This is a genomic window from Variovorax sp. 01T439_2, assembly GCF_056398445.1.
Genome location: NZ_JBFTPJ010000588.1, coordinates 1 through 3795 on the forward strand (window position 1 = coordinate 1; position 3795 = coordinate 3795).

General features: G+C 66.6%; 3 protein-coding genes and 1 pseudogene. 1 reads left to right on the forward strand and 3 read right to left on the reverse strand.

Annotated features, from left to right (window positions below; genetic code table 11):
- The 3 genes from AC1DOC_RS23850 to AC1DOC_RS23860 all read right to left on the reverse strand — a co-directional run.
- On the reverse strand, window positions 1-499 hold a 499-nt coding region (locus AC1DOC_RS23850), incomplete at its 3' end, for a DUF2169 domain-containing protein (protein ID WP_478130623.1).
- Window positions 496-960, reverse strand: a complete 465-nt coding sequence (locus tag AC1DOC_RS23855; protein WP_478079377.1) for a hypothetical protein — start codon at window positions 958-960, stop codon at window positions 496-498. The genes AC1DOC_RS23855 and AC1DOC_RS23850, both read right to left, overlap by 4 nt.
- Window positions 961-973: 13 nt before the next feature.
- The gene (locus AC1DOC_RS23860; protein WP_478083937.1) at window positions 974-3364 is read right to left on the reverse strand and encodes a type VI secretion system Vgr family protein; all 2391 of its coding nucleotides are present in this window, start codon (window positions 3362-3364) and stop codon (window positions 974-976) included.
- Between the two features lie 248 nt (window positions 3365-3612).
- Between AC1DOC_RS23860 and AC1DOC_RS23865 the strand changes: the two are divergent.
- A pseudogene (locus tag AC1DOC_RS23865) lies at window positions 3613-3795 on the forward strand (aspartate racemase); the annotation flags it as partial.

A 3795-nucleotide genomic window follows, 5' to 3' on the forward strand; every position in this document is an offset into this window, starting at 1 on the left:
GGGCATGCACGGCCTCCACGTTGGGTGCGCGGCGCGTGCGGACGCCGTTGATGAGCTCGTCGAACGCGCCGATGCCTGCCGGGTTCTCCGGCACGCCCGGCCCGCCGTAGGCGTGCGTCCAGTCCAGCGGCATGGCCTCGAAGGGCTGCGGTGCGGTCAGGCGGCCGTCGAGCCAGTAGCGGTCGCCCGACACGTGCAGGGACTTCTCGAGATCGGCGACGCGCAGGCGCACGGCGCAGGCGGTCTTGTCTTGCTGGTGGTGGGTGTAGCCATGGCCGCTCGCGAGCACCTCCGGCATGCACTTGGGCACGCCCGCATCGAACACGCCCAGGCCGCCGATCTCTTCGCCGACGGCCTGCCACAGCTCCTGGTCGGCCATGAGCTTCGGTTCCGCCTCGAGGCTGGCGAAGGCCGTGACGGCCACGCCGAGCTGGTCGACGCCCTGCCAGCGGTATGGCCGGGTGAGGATGCCCAGGCGCAGCGGCTTGACGGTTTTCATCGGCCGGAAACCTCCGAAGGTGCACGAAGCCGGGAGCTGTCGGCGCCGTAGTGGGCGGCCGAGGTACCGCTGCGCTCGACGGCGACCTCGCGGCTCGCCGGATCGAAGCGCACCGCGATGGTCCGGCCGGCCGCGTGGCCGGGCAGTTCGGCGAGGGGAATGGTGGTGGTCTGGTCGACCTCGAAGGTCTCGCCGGTCTCGGCGGCCTGCACGCGAAGGCGCAGCTGCGCGATCGCCCAGGTCGTGCCTTCGCCCGAGCGGCGCTGGCCGGTGTCGGAAAAGGCAATCACCTGCGCCATGGCAGGCGTGCCGTGCGCGAGGATGCCAAGGGCCCTTCGCGTGCGCGACAGGCTCTCGGCGTGCTTGCGGCGCTCGCGCAGGAGCGTGACGCAAAGAGTGAATCCCAGCCACGCAAGCAGCGGTGCCAGCACCCACCAGATCGAGAAGGGGACATTCGGCATCCGGCCAGGGCGTTCAGCCGAAGAGCACGAAGCCCTTGAGCGCGCCCCAGAAGCCGCCGGTGTGCTCCGAGGCCACCACGTTCGAGAAGCTCACCGCGCCGAAGTTGGCCTGGTGCGCGTACATGTTCATGATCTGCGCGGTGGCATCCATCTTCTTGATGTTGGTCGTGAACGTGAAGCCGGCGTTGCTGTTGTTCACGCCGTAGGTCGCGCTCGACAGGCCGGTGGCCGTCACCGCCGTCGGCGACCAGTCCCACAGCAGCACGCGGTTCACGCGCTTGACGTGGTTGCCCTCGAAGGTGAAGTCGCCGCTGGCCTTGATCTCGACGTCGCCCGCCGTGGCCTCGATGGTCACCTTCTGGGCCTTGCCGTTGTAGTCGCCGGCCGAGACGGTCGAGTGGTGGTCGCCTGTCTCGATGGTTTCGGTGAGGCCGTCCTTGATGTTGTCCTTGCCGCCGCCGCTCACGATGGTTCGCTGCCAACCGGTCTGGTAGCTTTCCTGCCGGTTGCCGTCGAGCGTCTTCAGTATGGAGTTGCCGGTGTGGATCTCCTCGTCCATGCCGAGCTTCACGTCGACCAGCAGCCCCTTGTCGAAGGTCTCGTGGCGCAGGCCGCCGTTGACCGTGACCTCCGACAGGCCGCTGAGCACCGTCTCCTTCGAGCCGAGCTTGGTGGTGGTCTCGATGCGGTTGTCGAAGAAGTGCTCGGTGAGCGCGCCCGAGACGGTGAGCTTCGAGCCGTTGCGGTATTCGGCGGTGTCCTTCTGCTTGACGAGGGTGTCGCGGGTCTGGTCGACGGTGAGCGTGTCGGTCTTCAGGATGTGGGTGATGTGGTGGCCGTCGACGGTTTCTGTCTCGTCGTTCTCGACGTGGATCCGCAGGTCGTTCTCGACATCGATCTCGAAGTCCTTCTCGGCGTGGATACGCACCAGCTCGCAGCCCGGCGCGTCGTCCAGGATGAATTCGTTCGCGTTGGCCGGCGAGCCGTCCTGGCTGCGGCTCACGAAACCGCTCACGGTCACCTGCGCCGGCAGTTCGAGCGGGGGCATCTGGTCGGCGTTGTAGACCCGGCCGATGATGATGGGCCGGTCGGGATGGCCGCCGATGAAGTCGACCACCACCTCCTGTCCCTTGCGCGGATGGTTGACGGCGCCGTAGTTGGAGCCGGCCCATGCGCTGGAGACACGCACCCAGCAGGAGCTGTTCTCGTCGCTCTTGCCGTAGCGGTCCCAGCGGAACTGCACCTTCACGCGGCCGTACTGGTCGACCCAGAATTCCTGGCCCGCCTTGCCGACCACGGTGGCCGTCTGCGGCCCGTTGGTGCGCGGCAGCGGCGTGACGCGCGGCGCGCGAAAGACACAGGCGCTGGGCTGCACGGCAAAGTCGAAGCTGTAGTGGCCTTCGGCGCCGCCGCTGGCGTAGCCGCCCTCGCGCAGCGCATACGACACCGACACCACGAGGTATTCGCGGTTGTCTTCCTGCCGCGGGCAGTTCTGCATGGTGAAGCGGTAGCCGGGCGCCATGCCGCGCACGTTGGTGTGGCCGATGTCGCGCTCGGCCTGCGCCTGCGCTTCCTCCAGGCGGATGCGCGAGTAGTGCTCGCCCTGTTCGGCCTCGCTGAAGCCGCCGAGCCATTCGTACATCTCGTACTGGCCGTGCTCGTTGCCGCGCGGCTGGCTGCGCATGTTCATCAGGTCGGCGCGGGGCTTCTTGAAGTCGAAGTCGTCCACCACGTAGCTGCCGGGGCGGATCTCCTCGGTGACCTGCCACTGGTCGATCACTTCCTGCCGCGGGTCGGCGCCGCGGTCGGCGGCCAGGTAGCTGATCTTCGCGTAGCCGGGCAGGGTCTCGTGCGCGCCGATGTCGTCGGCCAGCACGAGCGTGTGCTGGTCCTTCTCGTGCGTGAAGTAGTAGTAGATGCCTTCGTGCTCCATGAGGCGGCTCACGAAGGCGAAGTCCGTTTCCTGGTACTGGACGCAGTACTCCCACTGCCTGTAGCTCGCGCTGAGCTTCTTCTCGAAGGCAAAGCCGTAGTCCGCAAACACCTCTTCGAGGATGTCGACCACCGACTTGTTCTGGAATATCTTGCAGTCGCTGGTGCGCGTGAGATACCAGAGCCATGGCCGCACCGTGGCGCGGTAGACCACGTAGCGCGAGGCGCCGTCCTCCTTGCCGATCATCGTGAAGCGGACGATCTGCCCGTTCAGGAAGCGCGGCGCGCCCGCAGTCTGTATCTCCAGCGCCAGCGGCTTGCCCAGCACGGCCTTCATGTCGATCGACATGCTGGGACTCAGCAGTTCGACCTCGAACTCGAACAGCTGCGACARTCCCTCGGTTCCGTGCATCGAACGGAACATGAGCTGGTCTTCGCCCAGCGGCGTGTGTGCGCGTACGACTCGGGGCATGCGAAAAACTCCCTTGCTCAAGACAGCACCTCCTGCACCAGCATCGCCCACTGCGTGGCGGCCGAAGCAGTGATTGCGAACTTATGTTTGAAGCGCTCGTTCACCGGTGAACCCGCATGGGGCCAGGGGTGCTTCATCGTTGTGCCTTTTGCGTCTGGCATGTGCGCTTCTTTGCAAGTAGCAGGCCAGCGCGGGCCGGGCCTCATGCCGCGTTGCGGCTTCGGCGCCGCCGCCTGTAGGATGTGCGAATGACCCAGCACATCGGAATCGTCGGGTGCTCCGCCGAAGGCGCGGCGCTCTGCTACCAGACCATCTGCGTGGAAGGGGCCAATTTGCTCGGCCCGCATGCGCATCCTGAAGTGGCCATGCACACGCCCTCGCTTTCGGACTACATGGCGCACATCTACCGCGGCGACTGGCATGGCGTGGGC

What these genes read in the sequence shown, in the direction of transcription:
- AC1DOC_RS23855 (WP_478079377.1), bottom strand. Translation starts at nt 960, where the DNA reads ATGCCGAATGTCCCCTTCTCGATCTGGTGGGTGCTGGCACCGCTGCTT.